This window comes from Shewanella sp. Shew256 (assembly GCF_002196695.1).
GTDB lineage: Bacteria > Pseudomonadota > Gammaproteobacteria > Enterobacterales > Shewanellaceae > Shewanella > Shewanella mangrovisoli.
The window spans coordinates 358562-379035 of sequence record NZ_NAJR01000005.1; the positions used below are offsets into that span (position 1 = coordinate 358562).

16 protein-coding genes are annotated in these 20474 nt (G+C 48.3%); 14 read left to right on the forward strand and 2 right to left on the reverse strand.

The genetic code is table 11. The features are described from left to right. Positions 1-37 precede the first annotated feature (37 nt). On the forward strand, positions 38-1093 hold the full coding sequence (locus B5P39_RS12045) for an HlyD family secretion protein (protein ID WP_011626091.1): 1056 nt from the start codon (positions 38-40) through the stop codon (positions 1091-1093). Beyond that, positions 1090-2673: a DHA2 family efflux MFS transporter permease subunit gene (locus tag B5P39_RS12050; RefSeq protein ID WP_086904271.1), complete on the forward strand. Its 1584-nt coding sequence runs from the start codon at positions 1090-1092 to the stop codon at positions 2671-2673. The genes B5P39_RS12045 and B5P39_RS12050 overlap by 4 nt, the downstream gene beginning before the upstream one ends. 125 nt (positions 2674-2798) lie before the next feature. On the opposite strand, the gene B5P39_RS12055 is transcribed toward B5P39_RS12050, so the two are convergent. Continuing rightward, complete coding sequence (locus tag B5P39_RS12055) at positions 2799-5513, reverse strand: acetate--CoA ligase family protein (RefSeq protein WP_086904270.1); 2715 nt, start codon at positions 5511-5513, stop codon at positions 2799-2801. 253 nt (positions 5514-5766) lie between these two features. On the opposite strand from B5P39_RS12055, the gene B5P39_RS25145 reads away from it, so the two are divergent. Genes B5P39_RS25145 through B5P39_RS12105 form a run of 10 tightly spaced genes read left to right on the forward strand, consistent with a single transcriptional unit; the run spans position 5767 to position 16516 of the window. After that, entirely contained in the window at positions 5767-6903 is a 1137-nt protein-coding gene (locus tag B5P39_RS25145; RefSeq protein ID WP_088211674.1) for a methyl-accepting chemotaxis protein, read from the forward strand. Between the two features lie 15 nt (positions 6904-6918). Next, positions 6919-7212 carry an STAS domain-containing protein gene (locus B5P39_RS12065; RefSeq protein ID WP_086904268.1) on the forward strand — a complete coding sequence of 98 codons (294 nt, stop codon included), beginning with the start codon at positions 6919-6921 and terminating at the stop codon, positions 7210-7212. After that, entirely contained in the window at positions 7213-8910 is a 1698-nt protein-coding gene (locus B5P39_RS12070; protein WP_086904267.1) for a fused response regulator/phosphatase, read from the forward strand. Continuing rightward, the gene (locus B5P39_RS12075) at positions 8911-9276 is read left to right on the forward strand and encodes a response regulator (protein ID WP_086904266.1); all 366 of its coding nucleotides are present in this window, start codon (positions 8911-8913) and stop codon (positions 9274-9276) included. A gap of 18 nt (positions 9277-9294) precedes the next feature. Then, on the forward strand, positions 9295-11499 hold the full coding sequence (locus B5P39_RS12080; RefSeq protein ID WP_086904265.1) for a chemotaxis protein CheA: 2205 nt from the start codon (positions 9295-9297) through the stop codon (positions 11497-11499). A gap of 14 nt (positions 11500-11513) precedes the next feature. Continuing rightward, positions 11514-12026, forward strand: a complete 513-nt coding sequence (locus B5P39_RS12085; protein WP_086904264.1) for a chemotaxis protein CheW — start codon at positions 11514-11516, stop codon at positions 12024-12026. A 5-nt stretch (positions 12027-12031) separates the two neighbouring features. Continuing rightward, positions 12032-14002, forward strand: coding sequence for a methyl-accepting chemotaxis protein (locus B5P39_RS12090; protein WP_011626099.1), 1971 nt, complete (start codon positions 12032-12034; stop codon positions 14000-14002). Continuing rightward, entirely contained in the window at positions 14003-14833 is an 831-nt protein-coding gene (locus B5P39_RS12095; protein ID WP_086904263.1) for a CheR family methyltransferase, read from the forward strand. It begins immediately after the preceding gene. 3 nt (positions 14834-14836) lie between these two features. Then, complete coding sequence (gene cheD / locus B5P39_RS12100) at positions 14837-15457, forward strand: chemoreceptor glutamine deamidase CheD (RefSeq protein WP_086904262.1); 621 nt, start codon at positions 14837-14839, stop codon at positions 15455-15457. A 3-nt stretch (positions 15458-15460) separates the two neighbouring features. Further along, the gene (locus B5P39_RS12105; RefSeq protein ID WP_086904261.1) at positions 15461-16516 is read left to right on the forward strand and encodes a protein-glutamate methylesterase/protein-glutamine glutaminase; all 1056 of its coding nucleotides are present in this window, start codon (positions 15461-15463) and stop codon (positions 16514-16516) included. Between the two features lie 219 nt (positions 16517-16735). Here B5P39_RS12105 and B5P39_RS12110 read toward each other — a convergent pair whose 3' ends face one another. Further along, complete coding sequence (locus tag B5P39_RS12110) at positions 16736-18367, reverse strand: diguanylate cyclase (RefSeq protein ID WP_086904260.1); 1632 nt, start codon at positions 18365-18367, stop codon at positions 16736-16738. 348 nt (positions 18368-18715) lie between these two features. Between B5P39_RS12110 and B5P39_RS12115 the strand changes: the two genes are divergently transcribed. Both B5P39_RS12115 and B5P39_RS12120 read left to right on the forward strand, forming a co-directional pair. Then, a complete protein-coding gene (locus B5P39_RS12115) occupies positions 18716-19759 on the forward strand; it encodes a nuclease-related domain-containing protein (RefSeq protein ID WP_140374514.1) in 1044 nt (347 codons plus the stop codon). Positions 19760-19857: 98 nt separating this feature from the next. Next, the gene (locus B5P39_RS12120) at positions 19858-20307 is read left to right on the forward strand and encodes an SRPBCC family protein (protein ID WP_086904258.1); all 450 of its coding nucleotides are present in this window, start codon (positions 19858-19860) and stop codon (positions 20305-20307) included. The last annotated feature ends 167 nt before the right edge of the window (positions 20308-20474 follow it).

Here is a 20474-nt window from a genome sequence, read left to right on the forward strand (position 1 = left end):
CCTGTGATAGAACGTGAGTGAAGTTGGAGTTGTTGTAATGAGTGACGCAAACCCTCAAGCCCCTCAAGATAATATGCGTAAAAAACGCAGCGTGTTGCTGATTGTGGTTCCCCTGTTATCTGTTTTGGCCATAGGTGCGGTTTATCTGCATGGCGGCCGCTACATGGAAACCGATAACGCCTATGTGAAGGCGGATAAAGTCCCCGTGAGTGCTCAAGTGGCTGGGAATGTGGACAACTTGTATGTGGTGGAAAACCAACGGGTTGAGAAGGGGCAAGTGTTGTTTCGCCTCGACGATGCCATGTTTAAGGTGATGGTCGATAAGGCGAGTGCCAAACTGGCGCAGGTCAAAACCGATTTAGCAGTACTCAAGGCGAGTTACCATGAGAAACAAGCCGAAATTACCCTAGCTGAAACCAAGTTAGCCTTTGCCGAGAAAGAGCAAAAGCGGCAGGAGAATTTAATCGGTAAACACTTTGTGTCCGAATCTCAGCTTGAGGATGCAAGACAAAATACCGATATTGCGCGGCAGAATATTCAGACCCTTCAAAAAGATTTACACCGCATTGCCGAAAGCTTAGGCGGTAGCCCCGATTTTCCGATTGAACAACATCCCAGCTATTTAGAAGCTTTAGCCCAATTAAATGAAGCCAAGCTTGATTTAAGTCGCGTGGAGATTAAAGCCCCAGTATCTGGCGTCGTTAGCCAACTGCCTAAGTTGGGACAATATGTGAATGTTGGCGCCATCGCTTTAGCGCTGGTGGCCGATCATGCCCTATGGATTGAGGCGAACTTCACCGAAACCGATTTAACCCACGTCAAACCCGGACAAAAGGTCAATATTCATATCGATACCTTTCCCGACAATCGCTGGCAAGGTACGGTCGAGAGTTTAAGTCCGGCAACGGGCGCTGAGTTCTCGCTGATCCCCGCGCAAAATGCCACGGGCAACTGGGTGAAAATCGCCCAGCGGGTTCCGGTGCGAATTGCCATTGATACTGTGTTACCCGAGGCGCCGCTGCGTGCTGGATTAAGCGCCGTGGTGGATATCGATACTGAATATCAACGCCAGTTGTTGGGTTTTAGTCTGTGAGTCAGCAAGTGATAGCAGGGCAAGACCATGCCCAATCTAAGGGCGTGAATTCGAGCGATGTTTTACACACCGATACTAAACCTAAGTCTGAGCAACACCTTGGGTTTATCACGCTTTCGGTAATGCTGGCGACCATTATGCAGGCGCTCGATACTACGATTGCCAACGTGGCCTTGCCCCATATGCAGGGCAGCATGGGGGCGACTCAGGATCAGATCTCTTGGGTGTTAACCTCCTATATTGTGGCCGCGGTGATTTTTATGCCGCTGACGGGATTTTTAACCGCCAGGCTTGGGCGTAAACGGGTATTTATGTGGGCCGTGGTTGGCTTTACGATTGCCTCCATGCTCTGCGGCGCTGCGCAAAACCTTGAGCAAATTGTGTTATTTCGCTTATTGCAAGGGGTGTTTGGTGCCAGCTTAGTACCTTTATCCCAATCGGTATTACTCGACAGTTATCCGCCAGAGCGCCATGGTTCGGCCATGGCCCTTTGGGGAGTGGGGGTGATGGTCGGGCCGATTTTGGGGCCATCCCTCGGTGGTTGGTTAACTGAGTATTACAACTGGCGCTGGGTGTTCTATATCAACCTGCCTTTTGGATTATTGGCCTGGTTTGGTCTTGCCGCCTATGTGAAAGAAACGCCGCTGGACCATAGTCGTAAGTTCGATTTACTCGGTTTTGCCATGTTGAGTCTGGCCATTGGCGCCCTGCAAATGTTGCTCGACAGGGGAGAATCCCTCGATTGGTTTTCTAGTCGCGAAATTGTTATCGAAGCCATTATTGCTGGCATGGCGTTTTATTTGTTTGTGGCCCATATCTTTACCCATAAACATCCCTTTATTGAGCCCGGGCTGTTTAAGGACCGAAACTTCAGTGTGGGGCTTATCTTCATCTTTATTATTGGGATTATTCTGCTGGCGACCATGGCCTTACTGCCGCCGTTTATGCAGAACCTGTTAGGTTATCCTGTGATTGATGTGGGTTACCTGCTGGCGCCAAGGGGCGTCGGCACTATGATCGCCATGATGACTGTGGGTAAACTCGCCGGGAAAGTGGATGTGCGCTACCAAATATTCTTAGGTTTGATGCTCACTATTTTGTCCCTATGGGAGATGACGGGTTTTAACACCAATATTACCGGCTGGGACATAGTGCGCACTGGGATTATCCAGGGCCTTGGCTTAGGGTTTATCTTTGTACCACTCTCGACCATTACCTTTGCAACCTTAGCGGCGAAATACCGTAATGAGGGGACTGCACTCTTTAGCCTGATGCGAAATATCGGCAGCAGCATAGGGATCTCCGTGGTGATCACCTATCTTGCCCAGCACACACAGATGAATCATGCGGTGTTTGCCGATTACATTCATCCCTTTAGTTTTGCGCTGCAACATGCAGTGGATGTTCATGCGGTAGATTTATCGACGACGCAGGGCATGGCCTTACTCAATGCCGAAGTGAATCGTCAGGCGGCTACCTTGGCCTATTTGCAGGACTTTAGGTTAATGATGTGGGTGACGTTATCCGCCGTGCCCTTAGTGTTTCTGCTTAAAGGCGTGCATAAAAAATCAAAACATTAAGATGAGCAGTAAATCGGGGTTTAGTGGGTTCAGCTAAGCGCTCACTGCATGAAAAATAAAAAACGCCGCATCTTTTGAGTGCGGCGTTTTTTTATTGTGTTCAGCGAACCGAAGCTTGCTTCGCGCTATTGACTGCTATTGGCGATGGGCGCCTTAAGATCCATATGCATTTTGATCAAATGCTCCTCCATATCGAAGGTGACTTTAAAGCCTAAGCTCTTGGCAAGGCTTGCCATATTACGGTTTTCAAACATGGTAAAGCCCGTCAGCACTGGGGTGTCGTTGGCTTGATAGTATTTAATCAATTTTTCGAGCAGTAATTTACCCAGCCCAATACCTTGGTGATCGCCTCGCACCGCCATGGCAAATTCGGCTTCGGTATTGTCGGGATCGATGGAGGCCCTGACTGCACCTAAGGTAATGTCATCACCGTCCGGCCCTTTGGCGGTGGCGATAAACGCCATTTCGCGGGCGTAGTCGATTTGGGTCAGCACCGCCATTTCCTCGTGGGTCATCTTAGATCGCACACCAAAGTAGCGTTTGTATCTATCTTCATCGGAGAGGGAATTATCAAAGGCTAAATGCTTGGGTTCATCCTCGGGCAGAATGGGGCGCAGCATGACTTTAAGGCCATTTTTAAGCTCGGCAAATTCCTCTAATTCCTTGGGATAAGGCATGATGGCAAGGCGTGAGGTGTTATCGGTATTGGCATCGTGCAGACGGATATTCACATCGAGCAGGGTGATGTTTTCCCCTGCCGCCAGCACAGGGTTAAGATCTAACGATGCTATCTCTGGGCAGTCGATGATGATGTGGGAAATTTGCGTCAGCATCACGCATAGGGCGTTCATATCCAGCCCCAGCGGTAAATGCCTATCCTTTAACTTATGGGTCTTTAAGGCTTGGATCACCATGTAGCGGGCCAGCGCCATATTGAGTGGCGGCAAGGCGACCGCAGCATCTTGAGTCGGATCCCACTCCGAGCCGCCTTCACCTAAACAGATGGCAGGACCGAACACGGGATCACTTATCACGGCGACCCGAATTTCCTGCGCGCCGGCGGTCAAGGCCATCTTCTGCACTATCATGCCCTCGATAATTGCGTCGGGATTGGCCTGATGCACCCGCTGGGTAATAGCATTGGCGGCATGGCGAATATCTTCTGCCGAGGTGAGGTTAAGCATGACGCCGTGGACATCGGATTTATGCAAAATATTCGGTGATTGCACCTTGAGCGCGAGGGGATAACCCGCCTCGTTGGCGATGGCGACGGCCTCATCGGCATCTTTGACAAACCAAGTGTCGATAGTATTGAGGCCATAGGCGCGCAAAATCGGGCTGGCTTCGTGGGTTTCGAGCACCGCTTTGCCCTTGGCCTGCGCTGCTTGCAGCAGTTTTCGCGCCGTTTGGCTATCGGTTGGAATATTGTCGGGGATCGACTGCGGCACTTCCTGCAGCAGTTTTTGGTTACGGCGATATTCCACCATATGCATAAAGGCACCTACCGCACCTTCGGGGGTGCGATAGGTAGAGATGCCGCCCTTGGTAAAGCGTTTGCGGGCCTGGTAGGCCGAGTCTTCACCGCTCCAGTTGGTGAGGATATTTAAGCGGTTTTTCTTCGGATGTGCGTGGATCACTTTAATTAAGGCATCGGCAATCTCGACACTTTCGCCAAGGGCGGAGGGCGAGTGCAGCACTAAGATGGCGTCTAATTCTTCACAATCCATCAAGATATTAAGTGCGCTGGCGTAACGGCTGGCGTTGGCATCGCCGATAATATCGACGGGGTTTTGTTTCGACCAAGTATTGGGCAGTACGGCATCGAGTTTGGCTATGGTGTCTTGGGATAATTCCGCCAGTTTGCCACCGCGTAGGATCAGTTCATCAACGGCCAACACCGCAGGGCCGCCACCATTACTGATAATGCCTAATCGTTCGCCCTGCAATGGATTAGAGTGGGCAAGGCTTTCTACCGCGGCAAAAAGTTCAATTAAATCATTCACCCGCAACATACCCGCGCGCCTAAAGGCGGCTTCGTACACGGCATCGTTGCCGCCAATTCCACCTGTATGTAATTTGGCGGCACGTACTCCTTCGGCGCTGCGGCCAGATTTAATCACTAATATGGGCTTATTGCGGGAAGCGGCACGGGCGGCGGAGAGGAAATGGCGCTTTTCATTGACCGAATCGATATACAACATGATGGCGCTGGTACGGCTATCGCGGCCGAGGAAATCGAGTAACTCATCGAAGTTAATATCGGTGGCATCCCCAAGGGAGATAAAGGATGAGAAACCAATGCCTTTGTTGTTCGCCCAATCCAGCACTGTGGTACAAATGGCGGCAGATTGCGATACAAAGGCAATTTTACCGGGCAGGGCGCTGGCATGGGCCAAACTGGCATTGAGCCCTAGCGGCGGCAACAACATCCCCAAACTATTGGGGCCAAGAATGCGCATGCCATAGCGTTTAGCATGTTGCATGGCTAAGTCGAGTAGGCTGACACCTTCTTCATTGACTTCCTGTGCCATGCCGGAGGCCATAATAATCGCCACTTTACAGCCGAATTGGGCCAGAGTTTCGACGATGGCAGGCACGCGGCTGGCGCGGGTACAGATGACCGCTAAATCGGGCTTTATCGGCAAGGCTTCAATATTGGGATAGGCAAGCACCCCCATTACCGCGCGGTATTTTGGCGTTACGGGCATGATGGGGCCTGAAAATCCGCTCGAGAGCAGGTTTTTCATCAGCACATTACCGGCACGTTTCTCGCTATTGGAGGCGCCAATAATCGCTACGGATGTGGGTTTAAATAAGGAGTGTAATGTACGTTGACTCATAAATGATCCCATCCCAGTCGAAGACATCGCCAGTGTAACCTAGCCTGTGGTGGCTGCACAGCTAAGTTTATGTATCCACTAGACAAGTCTCTACATTAATCAGTCATTCGCCTGACTGCAGACCGAATGCCTGTATAGCGTATCCATTTTGCGCATGCCGTTCTGATTTTAGTGAAAAAAGTCGATTAGTTGTTTGAAAACCCCTGAATATGAAACTACTTTTTAATCACAGATCAATAATTGCGAAGTCTCTATGACATACAAGGATGGCATTGTTGCAGTGTTTGCTGCAGTAATAGGATATTTCATCGGCAGCCTAGTCAGTTTTATGCTGAGTACCTTAGTTGCCGTGACCATTATGCTCGCTTGGCAGTTTTATCGACAATCTTCAGTGTCTCAACCCATCTCCCATGCCTATGCCACATCTGGTACTCGCGCCGATTGGCAAGATCAACTGACGCTGTATCAAGAAGTGTCTGTGTCATTAAAAACCTGTGAGCAGAGTATCGATGATGTGCTGTCGGTGCAGTCGGATGCAGTCGAGCTATTGGGCGGCGCCTTCGATGGCCTAGGTAAGTTAATGCACGAGCAAAGCGAGTTTATTTCAGCACTGGTGCATAGCACTGATGATGAAGAGATTTTCCATTCTGAGCAGATGAAGCTATTTGCCAATAACACCTCGACCACGCTGGAGCGTTTTATTCAATCGACCATTGAGATGTCAGCTTCTAATATCGATTTGCTCGAGAAAGTGAATGTGATTTATGAAGCCATGCCGCAGGCGATGAAGGCCTTGAAGGATATCGACCAAATCTCTTCGCAAACCAATTTACTGGCATTGAACGCGGCAATTGAGGCCGCCCGCGCGGGGGATGCGGGTAGGGGCTTTGCCGTGGTGGCCGATGAGGTGCGCGCCCTCTCTAATCGCAGCGCTGGTTTTAGTGAAAGCATTCAAAAACAGCTACATACAATTCAAGTACAAATTGAACAGTTAACCCATCAAGTGAGTAAAGTCGCCGCTCAGGATATGTCTTACATTATCGAGGCGAAAAAAGATCTCGATACGGCGCTAGAACAAATCATTGTAAAAGCAGAAAAAGACGCTGTGGTCATTGACCGCATCGACGCCTCCGCCCACGAATTAGAGAGTGCCATTGCCGACACGATTCGTGGCTTACAATTTAGCGATATCACCTCGCAAAGTTTGATTTATACCAATCAGAGTTTGCAGCACTTGCGTGAATCCTTAAATCGGGTCACGGCAATGTCGCCTGAAGAATTCGATGAGCAGTGTGATGGTCTAGTTTCGCAGATCAGTGGTCGGCGTACCAACACCCATAATCCAGTATCCGCAAGTCAAATCAGTTGTGGTGAGATTGAGCTTTTCTAAACAGGGAAGATTGTGATGGCTAATATTTTTTATATCTCTTTGCCAGAACGTTTTGATTTTTATCATCATAAAAAATTCACCAGCGATTATCAAAAGGCCTTTCTCGAAGAGGACATTAAGCACTTAGTGCTGGATTTTAGCCGCGTGCTCTACATTGATAGCTCGGCACTGGGGATGATGGTGTTGCTGCATCGTAAGGCACTTGAGCGCCAGATCAGCACGGCGATTCGGGGACTGCATGGGCAAGCGGAAGAAATTATTACGATTGCCAATATGGGACGTTTGTATCTTGTTGAACGGGATGTGTAAGTGCCTAAAAGCCAACGTTATATTCTGGTCATTGATGATGACTTAGTCACAAACCAAATTATTACGGCGTTTATTCACAGTAAAGGTTGGGGGGTGATTACTTGCTGTAATCTGGAAGAAGCAAGCGAAGAAATTAATCAGCAAAATATCGAACTTATTTTATTAGACTATTATTTGCCCGATGGTACCGCCATGACGTTATTAGAAAGACTGCGATACCGAGAATCGCCCGTGCCCGTAATCGTTATCAGCGCGGATAACGAATATCAAAAAATAATATCCTGCTTTCGTTTAGGGGCCTTAGATTTTATTATTAAACCGATTAATTTAGAACTGTTCTGGCATAAAGTTGAAGGGTTATTAGCGCATTTTTCCTTAGAGAAACAAGTTAAGCAACAACGCTCAATATTAGAAAAAATGCTCTATCAAAAGGCTCGCGAAGAACAAATGGCAAGACATTTATTTGAGCATCTTGTCAATATTCGCAATGTCAGTTTTGATTTCGTCAAATCCTTTACTCAAGCAAGTGCTAATTTTAGCGGCGATATTATTCTTAATACCGTTGGGCCCAACGGAAACTTCTTCTTAATTATTGCGGATTCTACCGGCCATGGATTAAGTGCGGCTATGCCGATTTTAAGGGTGGCCAATACCTTCAGGGCCATGGTGGCGAAAGGCTTTAATCTCGTCAGTTTGATTTATGAACTTAATGCCAATGTGTATGAAGACAGCCCCGGCGATCGTTTTGTGGCGGCCGTGGTCTTAGAGATAGATTTCTTTAAAAATCAAATCAACCTCTGGAATGGCGGCATGCCGGACGCATTGCTTTATCAAGATGAATTGGAGAGCGATTCGGCTTATGCCGAGCATGAGCACATACAGAAATACCGCTCTAAAAATATGGCTCTCGGCATTTTGTCGCCCAGTGCGTTTATCGCGAATATTGCTTCGTTTCCCATTCCGCGGACGGGACGGATCTGTTTACTCAGTGACGGATTAATTGAGCAACAGAGTAAAGGCGGCACATTTTTTGGTATGGACAGCGTGATTTCGTTGTTGAGTTTTTATGGTCGCGATTTAACTGAACACCTAAGAACAAAACTCAAAACCATTTTTGAACACGAGATCACCGATGATATTGCGGTGTGTGTACTCGATTTCGAGTTATTACATAACTGGTATCGAGAACGAGAACATAAATCGAGTCAAATTTGTATGAAAGGGGAGTTTACTTGGGCCATTAAAATGATGGGCGCCATGTTATTAAATGCCGACTATTTAAATTCACTGAATCAGTTTTTGAATATTTTTGGGTTTTCTACTACGTTTAGTCAGAGGGTATTTACTGTTGTTTCTGAGTTAGTTACTAACGCAGTTGACCATGGTGTACTCAAGTTAGACTCTCGTCTTAAAAATGATCCTGAACGTTTTGAGTTATACCACAGTATACGTGAAAGCAGCATAGACAAGCTTAAGGCTGAAGATTGGGTCAAGGTTGAGCTGGAATGGCATGCACAACTCAGTGAACTCAGGATCACTGTATCCGACAGTGGTGATGGGTATGTGCCGAAGGAGCAGGAGGAAATCGCAGATTGGTTTCAAATTTCGGGTCGTGGTCTTTTATTGGTTAAATCCCTCTCTAAGAGCTATGAGTTAGTAGCTCCAGGAAATAAAACTAAAGTCATGATGGAATGGTAAATGAGCAAAAAAATATTAATTGTTGATGACTCGGCCGCGATCAGACAGATGGTTGAGGCGACGTTAAAGTCGGCAAATTATCAAGTCGTGCTCGCAAAAGATGGTCGTGAAGCCCTGGATTTATGTGGCGGACAACGATTCGATTTTATTTTGACGGATCAAAATATGCCCCGTATGGACGGTTTGACGCTCATAAAATCCCTCAGAGCCATGTCGGCGTTTATGCGTACGCCCATCGTCATGCTTACCACCGAAGCCGGTGAAGACATGAAGGCGCAAGGTCGAGCCGCAGGCGCTACGGGATGGATGGTCAAGCCCTTTGACCCGCAGAAGCTATTAGCTATCACAGCCAAAGTGCTGGGCTAACCTAGGTCGGGGTGTGCTATGTCCATTAATATGGCAGAGTTCCATCAGGTTTTTTTTGAAGAAAGCCACGAACATCTTGAAAATATGGAGCAATTGCTCCTTGCATTAGATTTAGACGCCCCCGATCCCGAAGAATTAAATACCATTTTCCGTGCTGCCCATTCGATTAAAGGGGGCAGTGGCATCTTTGGTTTTACTGCGCTCACCAGCGTGACCCACGTAATGGAAAATTTGCTCGATAAAACCCGAAAGGGCACGTTTGAGCTTTCCTCTTCTGTCATTGATCTTTTGCTTCGTACCGTCGATACCCTTTCACATATTTTAAACCTCTATCGGGAAGAGGAACCCATAGATTGGCAGCAGGTGGAATTTGCCAAAAACCAGCTGGTGGCGGCCTTAAATGGCGAACCCTTTTCCACTCAAACCGCCAATGCGGCAAATGGTTTGAGTGCCGCAAATCCCAATACCAATAACCAGAGCGAAGATAACCCCTTACAAGCTGCGGTTAAGCCAAGTGTAGCGACTCAATCAGTAGACGATAGCTTCGGTTTTTTTGAGGATGAAGTGGAGCTTGGGTTAGTCGATGAAACGGAACATTTCGGCTTTTTTGACGAGGCCTATACCGCAAAGGACATCCGCGCCGAGGATATTCACGCACCTACTGCAGTTGAGCTGAGTTTGACACCGCAAGAACAGGCGGCTGCTGATCTGGCTGCCAATCAGGTTGCTGCTGTTAGCGACGATGCGCTGGATGATGAATTAGGTTTCGGCTTTTTTGAATCATTAACGCCCGAAACATTCGCCACTGAAATTGATGCCTTAACGTCAACATCGGTCAAAGAGAAGCCCATCACTAATCAGGCGTCCGCGCCACGAGCTGAAGCGGACACTTCAAAGCTGCAATCGACTCGAGCCCAAAAGCCTGCACAAGAAGCCAGTACACAGCCCGCTAAATCGGCAGCTAAAGCCGAGGCAATGCCGTCGCAATCTTCTACTTCAACCATAGGGTCAGGATCTAGCAGCAGTAGTCAACCTGCAGCGAAAAAAGCCAGTGCCGCCAGTCAAGATGCTACTTTGAGGGTAGAAACCTCCAAGATAGATACTCTAGTTAATCTTGCGGGTGAATTGGTGATCACCCAATCCATGCTCACCCTTATCGGTAATGAGCTGGGCGGCGAGTTAGGTGAGCGGCTAAAAACCGCGCTTAATGAGTTAGAACGCAATACCCGGGAAATGCAGGAAGCCGTGATGTCGGTACGCATGTTACCCGTGTCGTTCGTATTTAACCGTTTTCATCGACTGGTGCGGGATTTATCGGATCAGCTTGGCAAAAATGTCAGTCTGGTGATTGAGGGCGGCAACACTGAAATTGATAAGGGGATGATTGAAAAGTTAGTCGACCCGCTCACTCACCTCGTTCGTAACAGTCTTGACCATGGTATTGAAAAACCAGAAAAAAGGCTTGCAGCAGGCAAAAGTGAAGCCGGTGTCTTGTCCCTTAAAGCCAGTCAGCGCGGTGGCAGTATAGTGATCGCCGTCCACGATGATGGCGGCGGGTTAAACCGCGAGCGCATTTTACAAAAGGCCCGGGAAAATGGCATGGCACTGCCCGAGAACATGACGGACAAACAAGTTTGGCAATTGATCTTTGCCGCAGGGTTCTCAACGGCGGCTGAGGTTACCGATGTCTCGGGGCGCGGCGTGGGTATGGATGTGGTACGCAAGAATATTGAGGCCTTAGGTGGTCGCATCGATATTGATTCCGTTGCGGGTCAGGGCGCGACCTTCGAAATCCAACTTCCCCTTACCTTAGCCATTGTCGATGGCATGAGTGTCAGCGTAGGCAATCAAATTTATATCTTACCTTTAGTACACATTATCGAATCGATACAACCGCAAACCGAGCAGCTTAAATTTTTGGCTAAAGAGCGGTTACTCAAGGTGCGGGAAGAATATTTACCCCTGCTAAACCTCTATCAATTAATGGAAATCGAACCCCAAGCTAAAACGCCAGAGGCCGGCATAGTGGTCTTGCTCGAAAGCAATAATAAACGCTTTGGTCTGTGTGTCGATGCTCTCGTCGGGCAGCAACAAGTGGTGATCAAGAGCCTTGAAAAGCACTATCGGCGGATCCCCGGTGTATCGGGAGCGACCATTATGGGCGATGGCAGCGTGGCCTTGATCCTCGATGTTGAATCACTTGCACTGCATATCAAAAATTAACTAAGGATGTCGCAATGGATAACCGCACAAACACGGTGAGTAAGCAGGAGTACAGCGTCCACGATGAGGTCGAGTTTTTAAGTTTTGTGCTGGGTGAAGAGCATTATGCGCTCGACATTATGTCGGTGAAGGAGATCCGTGGGTATGAACCCGTCACCAAAATCGCCAATGCGCCGGGTTTTATCAAGGGCGTACTGAATCTTAGGGGCGATATCGTACCTATTGTCGATTTAAGGATGAAGTTTGCCGTGGGCAGTGCGACCTACAACGAGTTCACCATCGTCATTATGTTGAATGTGTTTGACCGTATCGTCGGGATTGTCGTCGATGCGGTGTCGGATGTGATTAAACTCGCCGCCGAAGAAATTCTACCCGCCCCCGAATTTGGGGTGGCCTTCGATAGCCGTTACCTCAAGGGGCTGGCAACGGTAGAAGACAAGATGATCATTTTGGTAAATATACAGGCTCTGATCAGCAGTGATGAGCTGGGTCTAATTGATGCAAATAGTCTGTCTGATCAGGAGTAATCATAATGGGTATTTTCAATGTGTTTGGAAATGAAGAGGCGCGCCAGCAAAAGGAAGAAGAGCTGCAGCGCTATTTCCAATTATTAGATAACAGCGGCAACAGCTTTATGATCGCCGACAGCAACCGCAATATTATCTACGCCAATAAAGCGGTATTGAATATGTTATCTGAGGCTGAGGCGGACATTCGCAAAGAGCTGCCGCAGTTCTCTGTGGCCAAGGTGGTGGGCAGTAATATCGATATTTTCCATAAAAATCCTGCCCATCAACGCAATATGCTCGAGCGTCTTACCCAATCCCATACGGCGCAAATCACCATTGGGAAACGGACTTTTAAGCTGATCCTGACGCCCATTATCACCCGTGAAAATAAACACTTAGGTACGGGGGTTGAGTGGATTGATAGAACGGAGAGCATAGAGTCCGAGCGGGCGACGCAGCGCATTTTAGAAGCGCTGAATAATACCAGTACCAATGTGATGATCGCCGATGCCAACCGCACCATCATCTATATGAACCGTTCGGTGGAATCGATGCTGCGCCAATCTGAGAGTGAGATCAGGCAAGCGCTGCCGCATTTCTCCGTCGATAAAATTCTTGGCAGCTCTATGGATATTTTCCATAAGAATCCAGCCCATCAAGCGAGTCTGTTAGACAAGCTCGACCGTAAATATGAATCGCAAATCAAAGTGGCCAGTTGTCACTTCCGCTTAACTGCAAGCCCGATTATTTCCAAAACGGGCGAGCGGTTAGGTTCTGTTGTCGAATGGCTCGACCGCACGGTCGAAGTGCAAATCGAGCAGGAAATCTCGCGCATCGTCAATGCGGCGGCGGCGGGGGATTTCTCCCAACGGGCTGAGACGCAAGGTAAGCAGGGCTTCTTTTTAATGCTGGCGAACAGCCTCAATGCCTTGATTGAGACCTCGGATCGCGGTCTACAGGATGTGGCGCGGGTGTTGATGGCGCTCGCCGAAGGCGATTTAACCACGCGTATCTATAACGATTACGAAGGCACCTTTAATGATTTGAAAAACTATTCAAATCAAACCGCTGAAAAGCTATCTTACATGATAAGAGACATTCAAAAGGCCGCCGATACCATCAATACCGCCTCTTCCGAAATCGCTCAGGGCAATGCTGATTTGTCGAGCCGCACTGAGGAGCAAGCATCGAGTCTTGAACAAACTTCGGCGAGTATGGAAGAACTGACAGGCACAGTGAAGCTAAATGCCGACAACGCCAGCCAGGCCAATGCACTTGCCTCTAAGGCCGCCGATGTCGCCGTCGATGGGGGCGAACTTATCCAGCAAGTGGTGCAAACCATGGCATCGATTAACGAATCGGCACGCAAGATTGCCGATATTATCGGTGTTATTGATGGCATAGCCTTCCAAACCAATATCTTAGCGCTTAATGCGGCGGTCGAAGCGGCCAGAGCCGGTGAGCAAGGTCGTGGATTTGCGGTGGTGGCCTCAGAGGTGAGAAGTTTAGCCCAACGTTCGGCCAACGCAGCTAAGGACATTAAAGCCTTGATCTCCGACTCTGTGACCAAAATCGAAAGCGGTAACAGCTTAGTCGGCAAATCCGGCGACACCATGAAAGAAATCGTCATCGCTATTAAACGGGTGAACGACATCATGGCCGAAATTGCCTCAGCCTCGAATGAGCAGGCGATCGGTATCGATGAGATCAGTAAAGCCGTGGTGCAAATGGATGAAATGACGCAGCAAAACGCGGCCTTAGTGGAAGAAGCCGCCGCCGCAGCCGAAAGCATGCAATCGCAGGCGCAGCAGTTAGCGGACAGTGTGGCCAACTTTACCGTGGACGAAGACACCACAGCTGCGCCCAAACCCGTGGCGAGCCACAAGAAGTTAGCGGTTAAACCGCCATCGACTGTGACTCGCATGCCCGTTAAACCTAAGGCGATGGCGCCAAAGGTCAATAAAGCCGACCAAGATGAATGGGAAGATTTTTGATTGAGCGAACATCAACCTCTAGGGAAAGAGTTTGTTTTTACGGCGGCGCACTTTAATACGGTGAAAACCCGGCTGTACCAATTTGCCGGCATTAAGTTAGCCGACAGTAAAGACGCCATGGTGTATAGCCGTTTAGTCCGGCGGATAAGGGCGCTCAAGTTAGCGGGATTTACTGCGTATTTTGAGTATTTGCAGGCACACGAGAGTGAACATCAGGAGTTTATTAATGCACTGACCACTAATCAGACGGCGTTCTTTCGCGAGCCCCATCATTTTGAGATCTTAAAACAATATTTACAGGCACATCCGCATACCAAAAGGATCTGGTGTGCGGCCAGTAGCACGGGGGAAGAGCCTTACTCCATTGCTATGGTGGTGGCCGAGCATTTTGGCCGCTTCAACACGCCCATCGAAATCATTGCTTCGGATATCGACAGCGGCGTACTGAAAAAGGCGCAGCTGGGTATTTATCCTATCGAGCGTATCGAGGCGGTAAGTGCCGAGCGCAAGAAGGCGTTTTTTCAGCGGGGGCGCGGGGCACAACAAGGCAATGTGCGCGTGGTGCCAGAGCTCAAACAGATGCTGCAGTTTACTCGGCTCAACTTAGTCGATGAGTTTTGGTCAATCAAGACGCCAATCGATGTGATTTTTTGTCGAAACGTGATGATTTATTTCGATAAAACTACGCAGGAAAGCATTCTTAAACACATGATGCTTTCCCTTGCCGATGATGGACTCTACATCGCAGGCCATTCGGAGAACTTTAATATGTTCCCCCAGATCATTAAGCCAGTGGGCCAGACAACCTACAAGGCGGTAAAGGGAGCTTGATGAGTGCCAAAGCCGAATATTGAATACCCCGTTATCGAGCCGAATCGCTATTATGACCATCATTTTGGCTGTGATGCGGTCAAAATTTTGCCGGGGGAGTTTTTCGCCACCCGCGACCAAACCATGATAGTCACAGTGCTAGGCTCATGTGTGTCCGTTTGCCTCTCCGATCCCGATTTAAAAATTGGTGGAATGAATCATTTTTTATTACCGAGTGATAATGGCAACAGCTCGGGGATCTTAACCGATTCAGCCCGTTATGGTGTGTACGCCATGGAGTTACTGATCAATGAGTTGCTCAAACTGGGTGCGCGGCGCCGTGCCTTGGTCGCTAAAGTGTTCGGGGGCGGAAATATGCTCAATGGGATCACCGCCCATAATATCGGTGAGCGCAATGCGGAGTTTGTACTCGAATATTTGCAGATGGAACAAATCCCCATTTTGGCCGCAGACTTACTCGATTATTATCCTCGAAAAGTGTATTTTTTTCCGGCGACAGGTTTAGTAAAAGTTAGAAAAATCAGAACAATGCATAATAGCACCATTATGGACAGGGAAAGTGAGTATCGCCTAAGGATCAGGAATTTGCCGAGTGGCGGAGATGTGGAACTTTTTGGTGACTAAGACATGACGATAAAAGTACTGGTGGTTGATGATTCGGCATTGATCCGTAACTTATTGGGCAAGATGATCGAAGCCGATAGCGAACTTTCCCTCGTGGGCATGGCCGCCGATGCCTATATGGCCAAGGATATGGTTAATCAGCATCGCCCCGATGTGATCACTTTAGATATTGAAATGCCTAAAGTGGATGGCTTGACCTTTTTAGACCGATTAATGAAGGCCAGGCCCACGGCGGTGGTGATGATTTCATCCTTAACTGAAGAAGGCGCCGACGCTACATTTAACGCGCTCGCCCTCGGAGCGGTGGATTTTATCCCCAAGCCGAAATTAGATTCGCCCCAGGATTTTAATGAATACCAAGATTTAATTTTAGAGAAAATTAAATCGGCCGCCCACGCGAAACTGAAAACCCAACGAGCAGCTCCTGCCGTCGTGGTACAACCTAGCCATAAACCCGTGCTGAGTAACCGAGTAATCAACACGCAATTGGTGGCAATTGGCGCCTCCACTGGTGGTACCGAAGCGATTTTATCGCTGTTACAGCAGTTTCCGGCGGTAATGCCACCGATTGTGATCACCCAACATATGCCACCGGGCTTTACTCGCACTTTTGCTGAGCGGCTAAATAAACTCACCCGTTTGAATGTCAAACAGGCCGAAGATGGTGAACGTTTGCTGCCCTGTTATGTGTATATTGCGCCGGGGGATCAACACTTAGAAGTGATTAAGGTCGGCGGCAGTTTTAAGACCCGCTTGACCCAGGGCGACAAGGTGAGTGGCCATAGGCCGTCGGTCGATGTGCTATTTAACTCGGTTGCCGAGTGTGCGGGAGCCAATACCACTGCGGCGATCCTAACTGGCATGGGCAAAGATGGCGCCGATGGGATGGCGTTAATCGATGAACAGGGCGGTAAAACCTTTGCGCAGGGAGAGCAGAGCTGTGTGGTGTTTGGCATGCCAAGGGAAGCGATCAAACGCGGCGTTATCCATCATGTCGTCGAACTGCCGCAACTGGCGGATAAGATGCTCAATTATTTAGCCTCGCTTAAGCGAGACTAAAGCACTGACAACGCATGTTTAGTGCAGGCTTAGCGCGTCGATTCACCTTGGTCTTATCAATCGCAAACAATGGCAAATTACGCGCTACCTTATCATTCCACACAACAATCTTATTTGTGCGCATTCGTTTAGTTACTCATGCAACGCCCCGCGACGGGGGACTTTTTAAAGCTCGGGCATGGTGAAATTATCGCCAGAGCATATCGCGAGAGTTAGGGCTTATTTTAAGGTAGTGATTAAACGATTGCGTCCGGTACGTTTTGCCTCATACAGATTTTTATCCGCCAGCAATAAACAGTCTTGAAACTCGCTGCATTCGGTCGAAAAGGCTAAGCCCCCGCTTAAGGTGACTTTAAATTCGGCGCCTTCTTCGACAAACACAATATGGCTAAAGCTCTCGCGAATAGCATTAAGCTTGGCAATGGCTAAGGGCGCGGGGAGATCGGGCAAGACCAACATAAATTCTTCGCCGCCGTAACGACCCATAAAATCCACGGGGCGCAGGGATTGCTGCAACAGATGAGCAAAGGCCAACAGCACTTTGTCGCCGCCAGAATGCCCATAGGTATCATTCACTTGTTTAAAGTGATCTAAGTCCAGCATAGCAATGCACACCGAGGAGTTGATGCGTTTGGCGAGGTTAAAACAGCGGCGGGCAGCAACGAGGATCTGGGTGTGATTGAGCAGGCCCGTTAAGCTATCGCGGCTGGCGGAGCTTCGAATATCATGGCCACGCTGGGCGCGGGAAATCACTTGTGTCACAAATAAACTCGGCGCGGTTTGTTTTGAGATTAAATCGTCGGAACCCGCCTGAATGATGCTGACTTTGTTTTGCATAGTGTCGTCGGAGCTGAGCACTAGGATAGGGCTTGAGCTGTATTTATCTAATTGGCGGATCATTTTCGCCAGCTCTAAACCATTCACATCGGGCATATACAAATCGAAAATAAACAGATCTGGCTCAAATTGCTCTAGGGTTGGCAGCACTTGCTCGGGTTTGGTCATGCCTTTGACCATCAGCCCATGACTGCGAAGCAGGCTGGAAAAATAATCGACCATGGATTGCTGATCGTCCACCAGCAAAATTTTAAGCGGCTGTTTTTCTGACATTTTGAGCCACTGATGGATCTTGCGTACCAGCAGGGTGGTTTCGGCGGGTTTGACAAAATACTCACTGACATTGGCACGGATCGCTAGCAGTCGCATCTCAAAATCACCGCGGGAAGAGAGAACAAATACACGGGTATTGTGCTTCTCAAACTCGGTCGCCGCGGTAAATAAGGCTTCTTCGGTATAATCGGGCAAGATGAGATCTAATAAAATCAAATCGAAGGGCGAGGTATTTTGAATTTCGAGGAAGTCGGTGAAATTTAAAAAGTGCTGCACATTAAAGCCAAACTCATGCAGCTGCTTTGTTATCATCGCCCCGACATTATTGTCATCCTCAATAATCGCAATTCGATACTCGTGCCGTGCTTTAGTCGGTTTATAGGGACTGTGCTGCATTTGCGCTTCGACCACGGGGGCCGCTGGCTCACCACGGAGGTTATTTTGCAGCAGTTGGTGGAAGAGGGTATCTAAGCTTTTGATCACATTCAGCGCTGGGGCGGGCGAATCGAGTAAATTCTTTAACAGCAGCTCAAGCTTATCGACAATCTCTTTGGTGTCGGTCAAGCCAAAAGTTTCGCAGGAGCCTTTTAAGTTATGGACTTCACGGTAGACCGCCGACAGCATATGGCTCTGCCAGTTTTTCCTTAGCGAGATCCACAGGGTGATAATTTGTTTCTTCTTATCGGGTAGTGCATGTAAGTACTGACGTTTTAGTTGTTCTAAGGATTCTTCAAGACTCATAGGCTATCACCACCATCAGAATTTATAGGATAAGCTGGTGCACTGCTGGCGCGTATGCAATACCTCATAAGTATTAGTCGGCACAATTAGTGGGATTTTCTGCTTATTCGATACCCTAAGAGTGTAAACCAAGGTTGAGAAAATGCGGTGTTTGAGCTGTGATTTCACTCGATTTTTATGCTGCGAGAGACCGATATGATACATTTCAGTCAAATGTAGCACTGGCTAAATCTTGTAAGATAAAAACACATGCCAACAAGTGTTCTATAACGGCCATGGGCATTAACAAAACCGTACAGGAGTACAGACAGAGTGAAGGGACGCGTAAAGGATAAGTGGGCTTATCCCATGGTTTTTCGAACGTTAATCTTGTGGATGAGCGCTCTGAGTATCGGCTTATCTTGCTCAACGGCATGGGCGTTGGTGAAACAAGACTCTGAGGCCATCTGTATTCTTATCCAAAGTGAGATGCAAGATTGGCATCCCACTACGCCGCGCTACCAAGATCTTAAAGCAAGATTTGACGAGCATTGCCAGCAGCCCGTCGCCAACGGTGTTAAATCCACGCTAAGGCCGCCTGCAACACCCACTACGGTTCGCCACGACGCGCCTAAACAGAAACCCAATACAATACCTGCCGTGGTAACAGCGAAACCTACGTCTGCGCCAAGCACAATGTCTCCCATCTCTTCAATGTTCGAGTCGCTGTCGATTATTTTGGTCATTCCAATTCTTTTGCTGCTGTTTGCGATAGCGACCTTGTTATTTCGTCCGTCACTTAGGCAATACAGAGCTGAAAGATTAGGTCAACAGGGGGAAAAGCGAGTCGCTAAGTTACTGAAACAGGGACTCAAAGATGAGGACTACCGACTTTATCGCAATTTAATTTTGCCCATGGATGAGATAACTGAAGGTACGCCTGCTTTGACAGAGGTGGATTTAGTTTTACTGACCCATTTCGGCGTGTTCGTCCTTGAAGTTAAAAATTACTCCGGCTGGATATTTGGCGGCGAGAAGCAAGCCCAGTGGACGCAAAAAATCTTTACCAAACAAACCCGCTTTAAAAATCCTCTCCATCAGAACTATAAACATTGTTTGGCGGTTGCCCATTGCTTAGGGTTAGTCGAAGGGCTCCATTCGGTCGTCGTGTTTAGCGATGAGGCGAGCTTTAAAACGCCGTTGCCTAAAAATGTGGTGAATGAGTCGGGACTTTTGAGTTTAATCGCTCAATATAAAGGGCAAATAACGGAAACCTCTCACAGCACAAATCTGGCATTCACTCTTGCCGCAGAACGGCTAGATATCGCTCTGCAGCAGTCGGACTCTGATGCGAAGTCATTGCACTTAATGCAGTTTAAGCATCGTCGCATTGAGCCAACCATTTCAAGCTGAGGGGACAATTAATATTCTCGCGCAGGTGATAGCGAATGGGATTCTTGCGCTATCTTTAAGAACATTATTGGCCTATAAGCAACTGGAAGGATAAGGATATGCCCAATAACACAGGTACAGTGAAGTTACATAGAGTGCTACGCGCGACAGCGGCGTTAGTCTACAAGGCGTTTACCGATAAAGCGGCCCTAGAGCGTTGGTTACCACCTTGCGGCTTTGTGGGAACGATTCATGAGTTTGAATTAGCCGTTGGGTCAGGGTATTCCATGAGCTTTACCCAATTTGCGACCGGACACAGTCACTCCTTTAAGGTGGTCTATACCGAGCTTATCCCCAACAAATTGATTAGACATACCGACCAGTTTGATGATGAACATTTACCCGGCGTGATGCAGGTGACTATCGCGTTAACCGAGGTTTCCTGCGGTACCAGTTTGCAGATCACTCAGGAGGGCATTCCTGCCGTGATCCCAGAGGAGATGTGTTACTTAGGCTGGCAGGAATCATTACTGCAACTTGCGGCTTTGGTAGAAGCGAAGACGGAGTGAAGGCCGTCAGTCACTGGGTGTTATAAAGGGTGATATGCGAGTGGGATATAAAAAAGACGCTTATCTCGAGTAGAGTGAAGCGTCTTTTTATTAGGCAACTTTATTGGGTAACTCTATTGGGCTATTTGATAGGGCAACCTTATAGGCTAATGGATAAAGCCTTTTAA

What these genes read in the sequence shown, in the direction of transcription:
- B5P39_RS12045 (WP_011626091.1), top strand. Translation starts at nt 38, where the DNA reads ATGAGTGACGCAAACCCTCAAGCCCCTCAAGATAATATGCGTAAAAAA.
- B5P39_RS12055 (WP_086904270.1), bottom strand. Translation starts at nt 5,513, where the DNA reads ATGAGTCAACGTACATTACACTCCTTATTTAAACCCACATCCGTAGCG.
- B5P39_RS25145 (WP_088211674.1), top strand. Translation starts at nt 5,767, where the DNA reads ATGACATACAAGGATGGCATTGTTGCAGTGTTTGCTGCAGTAATAGGA.
- B5P39_RS12065 (WP_086904268.1), top strand. Translation starts at nt 6,919, where the DNA reads ATGGCTAATATTTTTTATATCTCTTTGCCAGAACGTTTTGATTTTTAT.
- B5P39_RS12075 (WP_086904266.1), top strand. Translation starts at nt 8,911, where the DNA reads ATGAGCAAAAAAATATTAATTGTTGATGACTCGGCCGCGATCAGACAG.
- B5P39_RS12080 (WP_086904265.1), top strand. Translation starts at nt 9,295, where the DNA reads ATGTCCATTAATATGGCAGAGTTCCATCAGGTTTTTTTTGAAGAAAGC.
- B5P39_RS12085 (WP_086904264.1), top strand. Translation starts at nt 11,514, where the DNA reads ATGGATAACCGCACAAACACGGTGAGTAAGCAGGAGTACAGCGTCCAC.
- B5P39_RS12090 (WP_011626099.1), top strand. Translation starts at nt 12,032, where the DNA reads ATGGGTATTTTCAATGTGTTTGGAAATGAAGAGGCGCGCCAGCAAAAG.
- B5P39_RS12105 (WP_086904261.1), top strand. Translation starts at nt 15,461, where the DNA reads ATGACGATAAAAGTACTGGTGGTTGATGATTCGGCATTGATCCGTAAC.
- B5P39_RS12110 (WP_086904260.1), bottom strand. Translation starts at nt 18,367, where the DNA reads ATGAGTCTTGAAGAATCCTTAGAACAACTAAAACGTCAGTACTTACAT.
- B5P39_RS12115 (WP_140374514.1), top strand. Translation starts at nt 18,716, where the DNA reads ATGGTTTTTCGAACGTTAATCTTGTGGATGAGCGCTCTGAGTATCGGC.
- B5P39_RS12120 (WP_086904258.1), top strand. Translation starts at nt 19,858, where the DNA reads ATGCCCAATAACACAGGTACAGTGAAGTTACATAGAGTGCTACGCGCG.